Origin of the sequence: Treponema sp. OMZ 305 (assembly GCF_024181325.1) — a bacterium.
Classification (GTDB): domain Bacteria; phylum Spirochaetota; class Spirochaetia; order Treponematales; family Treponemataceae; genus Treponema.
In genome coordinates this window covers 2,571,212-2,586,415 of record NZ_CP051300.1, presented here as the reverse complement: position 1 = coordinate 2,586,415, position 15,204 = coordinate 2,571,212, and the positions used below count along the sequence as shown (strand labels likewise).

Below are 15,204 nucleotides of genomic sequence, written 5' to 3'. Positions count from 1 at the left end.
GATTCCACCTAAACCGGTATATTTCCACATATTCCGGGTACTGATATTTTAAGAGGTTTATATGGATGCACTCTTACATAATTTTTTAATGAATTCATCGGTTGTAATATCGTTGATTGTGCTTGTTGCAAGCTTGTTTACGCTGAGTAAGGGTGCGGATTGGCTGGTAGACAGCGCGGTTGCCCTTTCGCTTAAATGGGGAATGCCCAAGATGGTGATCGGTGCGACGATTGTCAGTCTCGGCACGACCCTGCCCGAAGCGTCGGTGTCTACATTGGCGGCAATTAAAGGCAATGCGGAGCTTGCGCTTGGAAATGCTATCGGCTCGATTATTGCGGATACGGCTCTCATTATCGGGCTTGCCGCCATGCTTGGTACGGTGCCGGTTGATAAACGGCTTATTCATCGGCAGGGTACCGTTCAGTTTTCGGCAGCGCTGCTGTTGACGCTTGTTTCGCTTCCATTCTTTTCTCCGGGCAGGGAGGGAAAAATCTATCAGTGGATGGGCTGGATATTTGTCGTGCTGCTTGCGTGTTATATGTACATATCGTTTCGCTGGGCGAAAGAATCTATGGAAGAGAGCGAACAGGATACGGCAGAAGGAAATCAAAAACCGTTGTGGCTGCTGCTTATGTGGCTGGCTGTAGGAATTGCGGTGGTCGTGCTCTCGTCTAAGATACTGATCCCTGCGGTCGAAGTTTCCGCCATAAAGATCGGTATTCCGCAGAGTATTATCGCGGCGACTTTGGTTGCGTTCGGCACGAGTGTACCTGAATTGGTAACTGCAATTACCGCCGTTCGGAAAGGACACGGAGAACTCGCGGCGGGCAATATCATCGGAGCGGATATCTTGAACGTCCTCTTTGTGTTGGGTGTAGCGGCTGCGGTAACTCCCGCCGGTATCCGTGTGCCGGTTGATTTTTACTATCTGCAATTCCCGACCATGCTGCTGGTGCTTGGCATTTTCCGTTTTTGTTCAACACGCCAGCGCAGCGTCATAACTCGAATGCAAGGTGCGTTTTTGTTTATCTTTTATGCCGCATACATTGTCCTCAATTTTACATTAAGACATATCACGGGTTAAGGGCGGCAAGGCTGCCATGAATATCATTTTATTACGACAGGAAGAACTTTCAGACGGGAATTTTTCTTTTGCCAAAACTGATGAACGCTTTTTACATATCAAAAAAGTGCTGAAGTTCGGCGTGGGGGCGGTATTCAAGGCGGGTATCATTGACGGGGAAAAAGGAACGGCGGAAATTACTTCTTTTTCCGATGAGCTGTTGACTGCACGGTTTACCGTAGCGGACAAAGCGGGCGGAGGAGACGATGTTTCCGCGTTGCCGCCCATCAGACTGATACTCGGGTTTCCGCGCCCCATTCAGCTGCGCCGTATTTTGCGTGATGTCGCAGGGCTTGGAATTGAGGCGCTGTATCTGACCGGTACCGAGTTGGGTGAAAAATCTTACCTCAAGGCGGATATCGCTGCGGAAACGGAGATAGAGCGGCTGCTGATTGACGGATGCAGTCAGGCAGGGGATACTCATATTCCGAAAGTGTATCGAGCTTATAGTGTACGGCATTTTTTCGACCGGTATGAGGATGATATCCGTCCGGATCATCTGCGGGCGGTGCTCGATGTTCCTTTTCAAATTGAGCAAGGTTCTATTGAACAAAATCGCATGAAACAAGGTCATATTGGGCAAGACTGTCTTGAACAAGCGCATAGTGAACAAGGCGATACACTCTGCGTCCCTGCGATGCATCCGCTGCCTCAGCTGCAGTGGGACGGAAAACAAACGCTGTGGCTTGCCGTCGGGAATGAGCGGGGCTGGAGTCTGAACGAACGGCTGCTGTTTGCAAAAAAGCAATTCACTGCCTATACTATGGGGCGGAGAATTTTGCGTACGGAAACCGCCGTTACTTCCGCCGTTGCAGTGTGCCTTGCAAACTCCGGCGCATGGGATATGAGAGGAGCGCGATGAATCAGGATCAGGTAAAAGAGATATTATTGCAGATTGAAGAGTCTGAACTCGAATTTTCGGTAACATTTACCGGCAAGGCGAGCAAGAAAGTCAACGGGCTTTATAAAAGCGATACGCATGAGATTTTGCTGCACAATAAAAACTTTTCCGTCGATAACGAACTGCTGTACACCGCTATTCACGAATATACGCATCATCGGCTCTGCGAGCTGGACGGCACCCGTTCCGGCCGTGTACATACACAGCGGTTTTGGAGCTATTTTCACCGGCTGCTGCAAAAGGCGGAGGAGAAGGGGCTATATAAAATCGCTATGGAAGAATCGCCTGAACTGCTCGAACTGACGGATACAATTAGGACGACCATCATGGCGGAGGATGGCAAGCTGATGAAGGAACTCGGCAGGCTTTTGAGCAAGGCGCGGGTGCTCTGTAAGCAAGCCGGTGTCCGCTACGAAGATTATATCGACCGTGTGCTGTGCCTGCCGCGCGCCTCCGCTGCGACGATTGAGAAAATACATGCGTTCGATGTAAAGCCGGAACTCGGTTATGAAGCGATGAAGGTGGTTGCGAATATTGCAAATCCCGATAAACGCGCCGCAGCAGAGGAGCTTTTTTTACAAAAGCACAGCCCTGCGTTTGTGCGTGACAGCGTAAAAAATAAACCGCAGGATGAAGACCCGCGGCGTAAGTTGGAAAATGAAAAGCGCCGAATTGAGCGCACGATTATCAGTCTGCAAGCGCGGCTCAGCGAGTTGGAAGACACACTTGCAAAGATGCCCGTAACGCCGTTTATCTTTTGTTTTTTCTTTTTACTGCGGCTGCTTTCTCCCCTCGCTGCGGATAATACCGGAAACGGGCAAATGCAAATACCTGCGATACCGGACATCCCTGAAGTTACTATCGGCGGAGGGATCACTCGGCCGTCGGCGCCTCCCGTTATTCAGCCTCCGACGTTTTTACAGCAAAAACGCACCCCATCGTCAGCAGCAGGGGCGAAAGGCAAACAGACGGGAAACGCCGCTTCCGGTAATTCCGGTAAAAGCGATGTAAAAAAATCAACGGCGCTGAACGGACTCAACGCTAAAACACTGGCGGCATTAAGCCAAAACAGCGGTAACCTGACGCTGCTCAATAATTTGCTCGGCACTGATGCGGGATTAGGCGGCAATGCAGGTTTGGGCAATGTAACCGGTTTGCAAACCGATACGGGCGGCGCTGTTTTAACAAAGATTTTAACCGAACTGGAAAAATTGCAAGCGCAAACCGCTCAAGCTGCTCAAAAAGAGAATACGCAAACCGGTCAAGCTGTACAGAAAGCAACTGCATCAACCGGAAATACCGTTGTGGGAACCAATGGAAACAATGCTGCCGGCACAAGCGGCAGTACGATTACCGATACCGTCAATGCTGCCGGTACTGCCGCAAATACCGGCGCGGGCAATGCGGCAGATGCTCACGCTGCACTTGCACAAGGGGCTGCGGCGGAGCTTATTCGGTTGCGGATAAACGGTAAGGAAATTAAAGACGATTTGGTTTATACATTTTGTTCCGCTTCCGCCGCAAACGGTTCGTTTTTGTACGGAGCAGACCGCCGCTTTACGGCTAACGGCGCCGAGTTGAATGAGACCGCTTATTTTCTGTGTCAGAAGACTGAAGCTCAGCAGTACGAGATTACGATGGATTTACGCCAAGAACCGCTGAATGCAAATTCTTTTCTGTATAAACTCTATCAACTCAGTCCCGTATCGGTGGAGCAAACTTCGGATATCATCTTTTGGCATTATAAGGCTTCCGATCTTGAGGTAGAGTTGATATTTAGAATAAATTTAAGGGAAACCGGTGAGTAAAGCTCACCTCTAAAAAACTGCGGTTTTTCGAGGTTCATAATTAAGGACGCGAAGGCGTAACAAGCCGTCCCGCATATAAGCAGGCAATGCCGAGTGCTGCCGCTGCGGGAAGTATGAAGCCGCCGCCCAGCGAAATAAAAAAGTTATAAAGCCCGTGGAGAACAACCGCTGCGAGAAAGACGAACGCAGCTTTCCGCTTAATTTCGGTGTATGCCATCGATGCATAAAAACAGCCGAGCGTCCCGTGTAATAGGGCGGCGGTAACAAGCCGGAGAAACTGCACGTTGGAATACCGCAAACTATACGAAATATTTTCAAAACCGCTAAAGACAAAGCCGAAGAATACGCCAAGCAGCATACTCTGTGTAATCCCGAATCTTTTTTTTAAAACCATAGCAGCCGTTAAACCGAATACCGCTGCTTTAACGCCTTCTTCTATCCATGCTGCCGTAATAAAGCTGTTAAATAGGAGCCGTACCGCTTCCGATTGTTTTGCAATACCGGCATCTAAAAAAGTATGCACACTATGCTGGAGCGCAAGCACCGGAAGCAGTGACGCTGCCGCTGCAAAGAATACGGCGGCAAGCGCATAAACGGGGATGTGTTTTTTTATTGCAATACAGACCGCTGCCGATGCCGGTAAAAATGCGGTAATTAACAGTCCGATAATACTCATACTGAATGTACCGCTAGCAGATCTTCCCGCCCGAAACTTTTATGTCGAAACTGTGTTCGACGATGGCTTCAAGTGCGTGGGTAATGCCGCTGACAATTGTTTCCAAGCTCATCGAGGGCGTAAGCGCCGGTTTCCCGATTACCTGTTCGGGCAGGAACGGAATATGGATAAAGCCGCTTTTCATCGGTTTCCCCGCCGCCGTCCTTTGCGCCGCAAGATGAGCGACACCGTAACAAACATGGTTGCAAATAAAAGTACCCGCCGTGTTGGAAATTGAAGCGGGAATGTTATGCGCTTGTATGTTTTCAACAATGGCTTTTATCGGAACGGTAACAAAATATGCAGCGGGGCCGCCTTTTATCACCGGTTCATCGATCGGCTGATTCCCTTCGTTGTCAGGGATACGGCAATCGTCGATATTGATACCGATTCTTTCTACAAAGGCGAAGATTGACATCAAGATGATGTGCACGATGATCAAGGCAACCGACATAAAGGCTTGCGTTTTAATAAGCGTGTATTTATTTTCGGTTTCCAAAATTGCTGCGGGAACGATGTTGAAGTTCGCCGCCATCGGCGTTAAAAGTGTGCCGCAGTATCCGCAGGTCATACCGAGTGCACCGACAACCGCCGGATTCCCGCCTTGCATAATAACAAATGGAACGCCGACGCCGATGGTAATGACGGTGAAGGCGGCAAATGCGTTACCCATAATCATCGTAAAGATTACCATACCGAGGCAGTAGGCGATAACACCGAGAATGGGTACTCCTTGCGGTACAATACCGCTTGCAAACCGGCCGATGATTTTACCGATACCGGCAGTTGCGAATATCGCTCCTAAAACGCCGAGTAATTGCGGAAGTAAGCTGGAGGAGCCGACTTGCATCAGCATCTTTGAAGTATCGTTGACGGTATTTTTCAATGTCGGTTTTGCCAACAACACCGCGAAAATCAACGCAATAATCGATGCAGCACCGACAACCTGCGCGGTCGAAAAACCGAAGATGATTGCCTTACCGGCAGCATTGGTTCCAAGCGAAATGTTAAAGCTTTTGACCTGCGCCAATAGCATTGCTACAACGCCGATTAAAACCGCCGGAATAAAAATCTTATTGCCGACCTTTTGCGAATTTTTTTCTACCTCTTCTTTTTCGGCAGTCGGGATGTCTGCAATCTTTACCTGTTTTGTCAATGTCAGGACGCCCAGCAAAATCAATAAACCGCCGATAACGGCTCCGCCGTTCGGAACGTTCAATACGATCACTTTGCCGAACATGAACAACAAGCCTAAGATACCCCAAAACAAAAACGTGCCGCTCAAATGCTTTTTCCCTTTTAAGGAGATGAATGCGGTAATAATGGAAACAAGACCGCAGAGGCCGTATATGATTTCGTCGATAATCATACTGTGCGAATGGATAAAACTAAACATCGCTTTTCTCCCCTTTTCTTAAGTGCTTTTCGAACAGCCAGCACTGGACAAGCGCGATGAGCACCATCGCAACGCCCGCTAAAATGGAATACTTTGCGACATCGATATTGCTGATATCAAACCCCTGTTCCTTCAAGGTGCCGGTAATTAACAAAACGCCGGATGCAACGGGAAATATGTTTTGCCCGAAGAAGTTCCGTAATTTTCGGAAGCGCCGGCAAGCCCTTTGATTTTTTCAATATCTTCGTCAGTCAGTTTGATACTCTTTCGTGCGGCTCCCTCAGCCATCGGTAAAATGAGCGGACGGATAAACTGAACATGCCCGCCCAACCGAATCGAAAAAGCTGAAGCAATCGTTCTGATTACAATGTAGAGCCAAATAACCATACCGGCGCTTGCACCCTTAATCTTTTTGATGCATTCCGCAGCGCGTAGTTTTAAACCGTACCGTTCCATAATGGCGATAACAGGGAACGAAATAAAAAATAAGCTCATATAACGGTTATTGACAAATCCCGTTCCTATTGCATTGAGCACTTCAACCAATCCCATTTTTGCAATTAATCCGGTAACGAGACCGGAAATCAATACGACTGCGACAACGTCAAGTTTTAAAATAAAACCGACGATGATAATCGCAATGCCGATGAGAACAAAATAGTTCATATCATCTCCTTCTGATAAATAGTGATGAAAAAAGAACGGAGTTTTGAGAGATACATGATAACCGTAACTTTTTTAGAACACATTTTATCAGACTTACAGCCTGCTGTCTATTTAAAATTTTTTACATCGCAAATTAAATCTAAGGAAAAACTCTAAAAAACATACGCTTGACAAATGACTAAAATGTATATACCGTTAAGTATGGATGATGGGTTGTTTGAATGGGATAATAAAAAAAATACCATCAATAGGCAAAAACATGGAATAGGTTTTGAAGAGGCTCTTTTGGTTTTTGATGATCCTTTTCATATAGAGTTATATGATGCCGCTCATTCCGATAAAGAGGATAGATTTTTAGCTATCGGCACGGTTTTAAATGTTCTTGTTGTGTTGGTTGTTTATACGGAAAGAAATCAAAGGATAAGAATTATATCGGCACGTCCTGCAACAAAAAAAGAAAAGGGGTTATATTATGATGCAGTCAATGACACTTTCAGAAGCTAAAAGTATGCTTACACAACAGCGGATAGAACAGTTAAAAACACTTGCTGAACAACCGATTGATACATCTGATATTCCGGAGCTAACACAAGAAGAGTTTTTTAAAATGTATCGTCCAATAAAAAAACCGCTTTCAATCCGTCTTGATTCGGACATTATTGTATGGCTTAAATCATACGGTAAGGGGTATCAGAGCCGAATAAATACCATTTTACGCAATGCAATGGCAGCGGAAAAACAAGCAGCACAGTGAAGATAATCCATTTGACACCGGTCAAACTTGTATTCAGCGAAGTACACGGACGTACTTCGCTGAACGAGCGACGCAGTAGATGCACTGTTGACCAGTGTACGTCCCTGTACCCTGGTCAACGACGAGATTTGTGTATACCACAAATCTCGCTGCTGCTTAATACCTCCGCCATCCTCGCCCAAAAATGAACATCCTTGTCCATTTTTGAACTGCGTGTTTGCAAGGCAAACACGCTACTGACGAGAACCCCCGCCATCCATGGCGGAACTACAGATTCAGCGCTTTTGAAAATAGACGGCGTAGATACGAGGCGCGAGCACAAATTAACCGCAGGCGTATCTTCGATACGTTGAGGATTAATTTGTGCGCAGCAACGAAGTAGATACGCCGTATATTTTCAAAAGACCGATTTGACTAAACGTGAAGTATAGCGTAAAATTGTCCGTTATGTCCGCTTCGTTAAAACCGCTTATCATTCAAGGCGATCGCTCCATATTGCTCGACGTTCACGCGCCGGAAGCAACGGATGCGCGTTTTGCACTTATCCCCTTTGCCGAACTTGAAAAATCTCCAGAACACTTGCATACCTACCGCTTGACGGGCTTATCTTTATGGAATGCCGCAAGCGCAGGCTTTACTGCCGAAAAAATAACGGAAACGCTCAAGCGGTTTTCCCGTTTTGATATTCCGCCTGCAGTGCTCGGTTGGGTGGAAGAAACGTTCAGCAGGTACGGAAAGATTAAACTAACCGAGTGTGAAGATGATTCGTTTTTGTATTTGACGGCGGAAAACGATCGGATATATCAGGAATTAAAAGCGTCGCCGAAGCTTGCAAAGTATCTGGTTGTTGCGGAAAAACCGCGTTCGTTTTTAATTGCGCTTTTGAACCGCGGTACGGTAAAACAGGCGTTGCTGAAAATGGGCTGGCCGGTGCGCGATGAGGTACCGTTGAAAGACGGTGCGCCGCTTGCAGTTGATTTACGTACGCAGACAAAAAAAGAAAAAGATTTTATCATCCGCGACTATCAGCGGGAAGCAGCGCAAGCATTTACCGGTGATAAGGGGCCGGGAACGGGTTTCGGTACGATTGTGTTGCCCTGTGGCGCAGGTAAGACGATTGTCGGTATGTTGGTTATGTCTATGCTGAACACTGATACATTGATTCTAACCACCAACACCGCCGCGGTGCATCAGTGGAAGCGCGAGTTAATCGATAAAACCGAATTGGAACCCGATACCATCGGTATTTATTCAAGCGATACCAAAGAGATTAAGCCGGTTACCGTAGCAACCTATCAAATTTTAACATGGCGACCGGACACCGAATCGGAGTTCCCTCATTTTAAGCTGTTTCGCGAACGGAACTGGGGCTTGATTATCTATGACGAAGTACATCTACTTCCCGCTCCGGTGTTTCGCATTACCGCGGAGCTGCAAGTGATCAGGCGGCTCGGCTTAACGGCAACGCTGATCAGGGAGGACGGCTGCGAAGGTGATGTATTCAGTCTCGTCGGCCCTAAACGCTATGACGTGCCGTGGAAGGAGCTGGAAGAAAAGGGCTGGATTGCTCACGCCTATTGTACGGAAATACGCATCCCCTTGCCGGTCTCTAAAGAGATTGAGTATGCCGCCGCCCCCTTGCGCGAAAAACACCGGATTGCGAGTGAGAACGAAGCAAAGAACGAAATTGTCCGGCAGCTGCTTGCACGGCATACCGACGACCAAATTTTGATTATCGGACAATACATTACGCAGCTGAAAAAAATAGCCGAAGAGGTACATGCGCCGCTCATCACCGGAAAAACGCCGAATGCCGAGAGGGAAGTGTTGTACGACTCATTCAGAGCGGGCGATATTTCCGTACTGGTGGTTTCCAAGGTAGCGAATTTCGCAATCGATTTACCGGATGCTTCCGTGGCAATCCAAATTTCCGGAACTTTCGGCAGCCGGCAGGAAGAAGCGCAGCGGCTCGGCCGTATTCTCCGCCCGAAAGAGCGGGATTCGTTTTTTTACACGCTCGTAACGCGCCATTCGGTCGAAGAAGAATGCGCCGATCACCGCCAAAAATTTCTTGCGGAACAAGGCTATGCCTATTCGCTTATCACCGATGCGGATCTCGCTGCCGATACGGCTCTACCGTGTAGGAGTCTCCGATAAAAACCTCTTCATATTTTTTCTCTTTTGCCGATATTGAGTAGAGATACCTCTCCAAAAATAATCGTTTGGGGAGGGCGTAAAGAGGTTCTTATGATTAGAGGTTGGTACACTGCGGCAAGCGGTATGAACGCTCAGCAAAAGCAGCTGGACGTTATCGCTCAGAATTTAGCAAATGCCGATACGACAAGCTATAAACGGGACGTTGCGACCCATAAAAATTTCCCCGAATTACTGATACGGCGCTTAAATGATGACGGCGTTGTTAAAAATCCTTTCGGTTCGTCAGACATTGCGCCCATTATCGGAAAACTCGGTCTTGGGGTGGAGCTGAATGAAATCTTTACCGAGTTTGAGCAAGGTTCCTTAAAGCAGACCAATGCGGCCTCCGATCTCGCACTTGAAGGCAAAGGCTTTTTCTGCGTGGAAACCCCGTACGGTGAACGGTATACCCGCAACGGGAACTTTACCGTCGGTGTTGAAGGCTATTTGATGACCAAAGAAGGCTATCCCGTCCTTGGAGAAAATGGTCGCATTTTTTTACAGGACAAGGAATATAAGGTAAATCAAAACGGAGAGGTCTATGCGCGGCCGATAACCGAACCTGATTCGGATGCGACGCTTACCGACCGGCTTAAAATCGTTACCTTTGAAAATGACCGGTATCTGAAAAAGCACGGTTCCAGTTTTTATCTTGATACACCCGTGTCGGGGCCTGCTATCGCTGCGGAGGGCGGCGACCGTCCCGTTGTGGTGCAGGGCTTTGTCGAAGCTTCAAATATTAAGGTAGTCAACGAAATGGTACGCATGATCGAAGTGAACCGTGCGTATGAGGCAAATCAAAAGACAATTCAATCCGAAGATACAATGATGAGTAAACTTTGGAACGAGGTTGCGAAAGTAAAATAGCGTAGGAGAATAAGATGGTAAGAAGTTTATGGACAGCCGCAACCGGCATGAACAGTCAGCAAGCAAATATCGATACGGTTGCAAACAACCTTGCAAACGTGAATACCAGCGGTTTTAAAAAACAGCGGGCGGAGTTTGAAGACCTGCTGTATCAGACCATTCGGGCGGCGGGAACACCTGCAACCGAAGATACGATTACACCTGTCGGCGTGGAGATGGGGCACGGTGCAAAGCTCGCCGCAACGCAGCGGAATTTTGAACAAGGGTCGCTGCAGAATACGGGTGTTTCTACCGATGTGGCTATTGCAGGAGAGGGATTTTTCCGTGTGCTGCAATATGACGGCACCTATGCGTACACACGGGACGGTTCCTTTAAAATCGATGCCGACCGGCAGTTGGTAACCTCAAACGGACTCCGCTGTTTGCCGGAAATTATTTTCCCGGAAAACTATCTTCCGCACACGATTGCAATTAGCCAAGACGGTCGGGTTTCGGTGCGGGTAGGGGAGCAGGATGATCCGGTAGAAGTAGGTCAGATTGAGCTGTACCGCTTCCAGAATCCGGTCGGGCTTTCCGCTCAAGGGAGCAATTTGTTCCGGCAAACTCCGGCATCGGGGCAGGCCATCGCAGGGCGCCCCGGCTTTAACGGATTCGGCAAAACCGAGCATAAATTTTTGGAAATGTCGAACGTCTCTACCGTCAGCGAAATGGTCAATATGATTGTCGCACAGCGCGCCTACGAGTTTAACTCAAAAGCCATCCAAACCAGCGACAATATGCTCGGTACCGCAGTCGGCTTAAAGCGGTAGTATTACTTTTGTGCGAAATTTTTCTGAAATTTCGTATATTTTTTTATTGTAGAAAAATGTTTATTTTCCGCCGCTAAAATGGCGCGGCTGAAAAACACTGCCAAGTTTGCATTGCAAACTTGGGTTATTGTATGCCGTTTCTCATTTCATTCCGAAACGGTGCAATGCAACAACTTCCAAAGTTCACACTTTGCTCAGTTGTTGCATTTTAAGGGCGGCAACCGCATCAGACAAAAGAGAGTAATAAACCGGAAGTCTTAAAAATGGACTTTTCGGTAGCCTCTTAAAAATAGGCGAGGTAAGTACGCGAAGCGAATAAAAATTAACCGCAGGCGTATCTTTGATACGTTGAGGATTAATTTTTATGAAGCGACAAAGTAATTACCCGTATATTTTTAAGAGGAAAGGTGGAACACCCTCGATTATTCTGCGGGCTGTTAAAAAAACAGTCCGGTGCGGTTGCCCTGATTGAAGGAGCGGATTTGATGATTGAAGCGGTAAAGCAGAATACCTATACAGTGCAGTCGCAGTCGGTAGCACGGGATACTTCTTACACAAAAGGATCTCGTCCGGCGAACAAACATGCTGCAAAAAACACGCAGAGCTTTTCTCAGTTGCTCGATTCCTTAAAGACCGAATCCGCTCGTTTTTCTACGGCGAAGGAATCCGCTCATTCAAACCTCTCGACACGGCTTCCAGGTGAGTATCTAAGCTCATTTGAAATCGTCAATCCTACCGATGCGGATCGCGCGGCACAGCCTAAGGGTATGGGCGCCGCTGCAGCAGCGCATCAGGCCGGCGGGAAAGCCGTTATCGATAAAACCTCCGAACTGTATCAGCAAGCCCTTGAGCTTGAATCCTACTTTGTCAAAATCATGCTCGATTCTATGCGGAGTACGCTCGGCAAAAACAGCCTGACCGGAAAAGACAGCTTTGCCGGTAAAATGTACGACGATATGATGTACGAAGAGCTTTCCCGCACGATGACTAAAAATGCGGGACTCGGCCTTGCCGATCAAATATACTTACAGCTTAATCAGCAAGGGTAAAAAATCACTTGAAAGCCTAAAGCTCCTGTTAGTAGTAGTATTGCATAAAATACGATAAGCGTTCACGACTTCACCATATCAGTCTGTGTAGATAGTGTCGTTTTGCAAACGTATTTTATCACAACTCACATTTGCTTGTAAAAAGCATCTCCATATATTATAATAAATCAATGGAAAATTATAATAAATCCGCAAGCGGACAGGGCGATGAACTTTTTGTCTGCGGCGGATGCAATGCAAAAATCGGCGCAGGGGTTTTGAGCGGCTTACTGAAAACACTCCCCAAGACTTCACACGAAGGCTTATTGGTCGGCTTCGACAGCTCCGATGATGCGGCCGTTATTCAGCTGACACCCGATATAGCAGTCATCCAGACTCTTGATTTTTTCCCGCCGATGGTAACCGATCCTACCCTTTTCGGACAGATTGCAGCAGCGAATGCTTTAAGCGATGTGTACGCGATGGGCGGAGAGCCGGTATGTGCGATGAACATTGTCTGCTATCCTGAAGAAGCAACTCGCGATAATGCATACGCGGCGCTGCAAAGCATCCTAACCGGCGGAGCGGAAAAGGTAAAAGAAGCAGGCGCTGCGCTGGTAGGCGGGCATTCCATCCATGACCCCAAAATAAAATACGGACTTTCCGTGATGGGAACGATACACCCTGAGCGCATTTGGCGGAACAACACCCCGCAGGCAGGAGATGTGTTATTTTTAACCAAAAAACTGGGGATCGGGATTATCACCACCGCGTACAGCGCAGGAGAAGTCCCCCGCTCCGCCTTTGACGAAGCCGCTGCCTCAATGACCTACCTCAATAAATACGCAGCCGAGGTTCTCCGGAACTTCACCGTTCATGCTTGCACGGACGTAACCGGTTTCGGCTTGAGCGGACATCTTTCGGAAATGACCGGTACGGATTTTACCTCCCGCCTTGACGCAAACCGTATTCCCTATATCGAGGCAGCGTATCAGGCAGCCGGTGAATTTTTACTTACCGCCGGCGGACAGCGGAACCGGAACTTTGCCCAAGGAAAAATTCAATTCGGCATAACAGATTTTGCACTCGAAGAAATCATCTTTGACCCGCAAACCTCAGGCGGTTTACTTTTTGCCGTCAGCCCCGCCGAAGCGGAAAAAATCAGACCAGCCTTTGCCGAGGCAGGAATCAGTCTATTCCAAATCGGCGCCATCGAACCGCGTGCAGATTATCCAATTGTGGTGATATAATGGTTACTTAATATCTATGGAGGAAAATGCTTACAAGATTAACATTGACAAATAATTGGTATCATATATAATACCAATTATGGATATTCCAATAGTCGTTATAGATACAAACGTTATGCTATCGGCATTAAAAAGTGTAAATGGAAAGTCAAATCAGTTATTACAAGAAATCGGTACCGGTAGATTTGATTTTGCTATTTCAGTTCCGCTTATTTTAGAATATGAAGCAATTTTGAAAAAACACTTAGATAGAGCATACTATTCCGATGCTGATATTAATGATTTTTTAGATTATCTATGTCAGATTGGAAAGCATATAAAACTATTCTATTTGTGGCGACCATATTTAAGAGATGGCTTTGATGATCATATTTTGGAGCTTGCGATTCATTCAAACAGTGAGGTGATAATAACATTTAATAAAAAAGATTTCAAAGAAGCGGAACAGTTAGGAATCGTTGCACTAACGCCGCGGGAGTTTATAGATACATTAAATGGAGGTCAAAAATGAGCACATTGAGTATTAGAATCCCGGATTCATATCACACAATGATAAAAGAAGTTGCTAAAATCGATAATATTTCAATAAATCAATTTATTGCCGCTGCAATAGGAGAAAAATTATCGGCACTACAAACGGAACAATATATTGAGCAACGGGCAAAAAACGGATCGCGAGAAAAGTTTTTAGCTGTTTTACAAAAAGCTCCTAACAGCAAACCTGAAGAATGTGATGTATAAAACCTCGTGCGGATTATTCGATTGTGGTGAGGTAATATATATGTATGGAGGGAAATGATGATTGAAGTAAATGCGATGGGCAAAGTATGTCCCATTCCCGTCATTATGACGAAAAAAGTATTGCGCGAAAACACTGCAGGAGAAAACATCCTGATCCGTGTAGACAACGAAATTGCCACTCAGAACCTGACCAAGATGGCAGGACAGCTGAATATCAAAGCAAGCGTTACCAAGCTGAACGATGCGGAATACACCGTACTCTATGACTTTCAAGGCTGCGAAGCTTGTGCCATTTTGAACGACACAAGCGTGCTGGAACAAGGCGCTGACGAATATGTTGTGGTGATCAATTCCGATAAGATGGGCACCGGTGATGAAGGATTCGGCACAAAGCTGTTGGAGAACTTTGTGTATGCGTTGACCGAACAGGATCGGATCCCTAAAATGGTGGTGATGTATAACTCCGGTGTCCGCCTTGCAACCGAGAACGAAAAAACCGTCAACGATTTAAAAACCTTGCAGGAAAAGGGGACGGAAGTGCTTGCGTGCGGGCTCTGTTTGGATTTCTACGGTTTAAAAGAGAAACTGCAAGTCGGTTCGGCTACCAATATGTACCGTATTACGGAAATTATGCGTACCAATAAGGTCGTAAAGCCCTAAGCTATGCAGAACGAAGTATTTTGCGTTATTTCATTTGATAGTACTCATCAGGCAATCGCAGCGGAAATGGCAGTGACCGGTCTCTCCGGCGCCCGCCTGATCCCGCTCCCTCCGGAAATCTCAGAAGGTTGCGGAATGGCGCTGCGGGTCAACCGTGAAGATGCGAAAAAAGCGGTTGACTTATTAAAAACAAGCGGAGCCGCGTATCAGGATGTATATACGCTCACCGTCCACGGTGCAGACAGAACTGCTGTGAAGATGTCTGGGAAATAGTCGGAAGGGTAAGTAGT

15 protein-coding genes and 3 pseudogenes are annotated in these 15,204 nt (G+C 47.0%); 14 read left to right on the top strand and 4 right to left on the bottom strand.

Going from position 1 to position 15,204, the window contains the following annotated elements; translation table 11 throughout:
• Window positions 1–61 precede the first annotated feature (61 nt).
• The 3 genes from ABK01_RS11495 to ABK01_RS11485 are packed head-to-tail and all read left to right on the top strand — an operon-like array spanning window position 62 to window position 3,832.
• On the top strand, window positions 62–1,084 hold the full coding sequence (locus tag ABK01_RS11495; protein ID WP_253675735.1) for a calcium/sodium antiporter: 1,023 nt from the start codon (window positions 62–64) through the stop codon (window positions 1,082–1,084).
• A gap of 16 nt (window positions 1,085–1,100) precedes the next feature.
• Window positions 1,101–1,985, top strand: coding sequence for an RsmE family RNA methyltransferase (locus ABK01_RS11490; RefSeq protein WP_253675734.1), 885 nt, complete (start codon window positions 1,101–1,103; stop codon window positions 1,983–1,985).
• Entirely contained in the window at window positions 1,982–3,832 is a 1,851-nt protein-coding gene (locus ABK01_RS11485) for a hypothetical protein (protein ID WP_253675733.1), read from the top strand. The genes ABK01_RS11490 and ABK01_RS11485 overlap by 4 nt, the downstream gene beginning before the upstream one ends.
• 40 nt (window positions 3,833–3,872) lie before the next feature.
• Here the strand turns inward: ABK01_RS11485 and ABK01_RS11480 are convergent, their stop codons facing one another.
• The 4 genes and pseudogenes from ABK01_RS11480 to ABK01_RS11470 all read right to left on the bottom strand — a co-directional run bounded on the left by ABK01_RS11480 (window position 3,873) and on the right by ABK01_RS11470 (window position 6,609).
• Window positions 3,873–4,508, bottom strand: coding sequence for a PrsW family glutamic-type intramembrane protease (locus tag ABK01_RS11480; protein ID WP_253675732.1), 636 nt, complete (start codon window positions 4,506–4,508; stop codon window positions 3,873–3,875).
• 13 nt (window positions 4,509–4,521) lie between these two features.
• Window positions 4,522–4,947, bottom strand: a pseudogene (locus tag ABK01_RS11845) (pyroglutamyl-peptidase I); the annotation flags it as partial.
• Window positions 4,948–5,943, bottom strand: a pseudogene (locus ABK01_RS11475) (DUF979 domain-containing protein); the annotation flags it as partial.
• Window positions 5,936–6,609: pseudogene (locus tag ABK01_RS11470) on the bottom strand (DUF969 domain-containing protein). The pseudogenes ABK01_RS11475 and ABK01_RS11470, both read right to left, overlap by 8 nt.
• Window positions 6,610–6,810: 201 nt before the next feature.
• Here ABK01_RS11470 and ABK01_RS11465 point away from each other — a divergent pair.
• The 11 genes from ABK01_RS11465 to ABK01_RS11415 all read left to right on the top strand — a co-directional run bounded on the left by ABK01_RS11465 (window position 6,811) and on the right by ABK01_RS11415 (window position 15,187).
• Entirely contained in the window at window positions 6,811–7,113 is a 303-nt protein-coding gene (locus ABK01_RS11465; RefSeq protein ID WP_253675730.1) for a BrnT family toxin, read from the top strand.
• A complete protein-coding gene (locus ABK01_RS11460; RefSeq protein ID WP_212566621.1) occupies window positions 7,094–7,363 on the top strand; it encodes a BrnA antitoxin family protein in 270 nt (89 codons plus the stop codon). The genes ABK01_RS11465 and ABK01_RS11460 overlap by 20 nt, the downstream gene beginning before the upstream one ends.
• A gap of 447 nt (window positions 7,364–7,810) precedes the next feature.
• Complete coding sequence (locus ABK01_RS11455; protein ID WP_253676619.1) at window positions 7,811–9,520, top strand: DNA repair helicase XPB; 1,710 nt, start codon at window positions 7,811–7,813, stop codon at window positions 9,518–9,520.
• 90 nt (window positions 9,521–9,610) lie between these two features.
• Entirely contained in the window at window positions 9,611–10,426 is an 816-nt protein-coding gene (flgF, locus tag ABK01_RS11450) for a flagellar basal-body rod protein FlgF (protein WP_253675729.1), read from the top strand.
• A gap of 14 nt (window positions 10,427–10,440) precedes the next feature.
• The gene (flgG, locus tag ABK01_RS11445) at window positions 10,441–11,235 is read left to right on the top strand and encodes a flagellar basal-body rod protein FlgG (protein ID WP_016524140.1); all 795 of its coding nucleotides are present in this window, start codon (window positions 10,441–10,443) and stop codon (window positions 11,233–11,235) included.
• A 485-nt stretch (window positions 11,236–11,720) separates the two neighbouring features.
• Complete coding sequence (locus ABK01_RS11440) at window positions 11,721–12,284, top strand: rod-binding protein (protein WP_371922050.1); 564 nt, start codon at window positions 11,721–11,723, stop codon at window positions 12,282–12,284.
• A gap of 170 nt (window positions 12,285–12,454) precedes the next feature.
• Window positions 12,455–13,513 carry a selenide, water dikinase SelD gene (gene selD, locus ABK01_RS11435; RefSeq protein ID WP_253675727.1) on the top strand — a complete coding sequence of 353 codons (1,059 nt, stop codon included), beginning with the start codon at window positions 12,455–12,457 and terminating at the stop codon, window positions 13,511–13,513.
• Window positions 13,514–13,592: 79 nt separating this feature from the next.
• A complete protein-coding gene (locus ABK01_RS11430) occupies window positions 13,593–14,024 on the top strand; it encodes a putative toxin-antitoxin system toxin component, PIN family (RefSeq protein WP_253675726.1) in 432 nt (143 codons plus the stop codon).
• The gene (locus tag ABK01_RS11425; RefSeq protein WP_016670442.1) at window positions 14,021–14,254 is read left to right on the top strand and encodes a toxin-antitoxin system HicB family antitoxin; all 234 of its coding nucleotides are present in this window, start codon (window positions 14,021–14,023) and stop codon (window positions 14,252–14,254) included. Before ABK01_RS11430 ends, ABK01_RS11425 begins: the two co-directional genes overlap by 4 nt.
• 57 nt (window positions 14,255–14,311) lie before the next feature.
• Complete coding sequence (yedF, locus tag ABK01_RS11420) at window positions 14,312–14,914, top strand: sulfurtransferase-like selenium metabolism protein YedF (RefSeq protein ID WP_044013699.1); 603 nt, start codon at window positions 14,312–14,314, stop codon at window positions 14,912–14,914.
• 3 nt (window positions 14,915–14,917) lie between these two features.
• The gene (locus ABK01_RS11415) at window positions 14,918–15,187 is read left to right on the top strand and encodes a putative Se/S carrier protein (RefSeq protein ID WP_253675725.1); all 270 of its coding nucleotides are present in this window, start codon (window positions 14,918–14,920) and stop codon (window positions 15,185–15,187) included.
• Window positions 15,188–15,204: the final 17 nt, after the last annotated feature.

Excerpts from the sequence above, each read along its gene's own strand:
- ABK01_RS11495 (WP_253675735.1), top strand. The coding sequence starts at position 62 with ATGGATGCACTCTTACATAATTTTTTAATGAATTCATCGGTTGTAATA.
- ABK01_RS11490 (WP_253675734.1), top strand. The coding sequence starts at position 1,101 with ATGAATATCATTTTATTACGACAGGAAGAACTTTCAGACGGGAATTTT.
- ABK01_RS11485 (WP_253675733.1), top strand. The coding sequence starts at position 1,982 with ATGAATCAGGATCAGGTAAAAGAGATATTATTGCAGATTGAAGAGTCT.
- ABK01_RS11480 (WP_253675732.1), bottom strand. The coding sequence starts at position 4,508 with ATGAGTATTATCGGACTGTTAATTACCGCATTTTTACCGGCATCGGCA.
- ABK01_RS11465 (WP_253675730.1), top strand. The coding sequence starts at position 6,811 with ATGGATGATGGGTTGTTTGAATGGGATAATAAAAAAAATACCATCAAT.
- ABK01_RS11460 (WP_212566621.1), top strand. The coding sequence starts at position 7,094 with ATGACACTTTCAGAAGCTAAAAGTATGCTTACACAACAGCGGATAGAA.
- ABK01_RS11455 (WP_253676619.1), top strand. The coding sequence starts at position 7,811 with ATGTCCGCTTCGTTAAAACCGCTTATCATTCAAGGCGATCGCTCCATA.
- flgF (WP_253675729.1), top strand. The coding sequence starts at position 9,611 with ATGATTAGAGGTTGGTACACTGCGGCAAGCGGTATGAACGCTCAGCAA.
- flgG (WP_016524140.1), top strand. The coding sequence starts at position 10,441 with ATGGTAAGAAGTTTATGGACAGCCGCAACCGGCATGAACAGTCAGCAA.
- ABK01_RS11440 (WP_371922050.1), top strand. The coding sequence starts at position 11,721 with ATGATTGAAGCGGTAAAGCAGAATACCTATACAGTGCAGTCGCAGTCG.
- selD (WP_253675727.1), top strand. The coding sequence starts at position 12,455 with ATGGAAAATTATAATAAATCCGCAAGCGGACAGGGCGATGAACTTTTT.
- ABK01_RS11430 (WP_253675726.1), top strand. The coding sequence starts at position 13,593 with ATGGATATTCCAATAGTCGTTATAGATACAAACGTTATGCTATCGGCA.
- ABK01_RS11425 (WP_016670442.1), top strand. The coding sequence starts at position 14,021 with ATGAGCACATTGAGTATTAGAATCCCGGATTCATATCACACAATGATA.
- yedF (WP_044013699.1), top strand. The coding sequence starts at position 14,312 with ATGATTGAAGTAAATGCGATGGGCAAAGTATGTCCCATTCCCGTCATT.
- ABK01_RS11415 (WP_253675725.1), top strand. The coding sequence starts at position 14,918 with ATGCAGAACGAAGTATTTTGCGTTATTTCATTTGATAGTACTCATCAG.